The following is a 505-nucleotide window of genomic DNA, read 5'->3' on the forward strand; positions in this document are numbered from 1 at the left end:
CCCTAACACCCATTCAAATAGAACGAATATTCTTTCCTTTTTGAAATTTAGTACTCATAAATCAAAACTTCTCAAATGCCCTACCAAATGATATTCTATGACGTATTTTATAGAGATATTCAATCATTGATTCAAGATATCACACAGATAATTAATAACAAATCCTATTAAAAGTAAATTTTATCCTCAAAAACAAAACAAATTTTACCTTTAATTTAGAAAATTTTTGATATAATCACCCGTTTGAAACCACAAATTTAAAAAAAGGATGTCTCTATGAAAAATGACAACTCTTCGCTTTTAAAACCCAAATGGGGGGGGGGGCACTACAAGAAGTAGTACCTCACATCGCCCTTCTTTAGTTTCTAAGAAAACGTTAAAACCTTCTTCTTCAAATCCTGATTTTCTCAAACAATGTGGAGTTGTAGGATCTGAGTTACCTAGCGGGTTTGAATCATCGTTTGGATCTAGAGTTTTAAGATCTAAGTCGTTTAGATCTGATTTT

At 31.5% G+C, this 505-nt stretch carries 1 protein-coding gene; it reads right to left on the bottom strand.

Annotation, left to right across the window (positions count from 1 at the left end; all coding sequences use genetic code 11):
- Nucleotides 1–300 precede the first annotated feature (300 nt).
- Nucleotides 301–505 (bottom strand): hypothetical protein (locus tag BKH42_RS09815; RefSeq protein WP_219349869.1); only part of this gene is annotated, 205 nt, incomplete at its 5' end.

The organism is Helicobacter sp. 13S00482-2, from assembly GCF_002272795.1.
GTDB lineage: Bacteria > Campylobacterota > Campylobacteria > Campylobacterales > Helicobacteraceae > Helicobacter_J.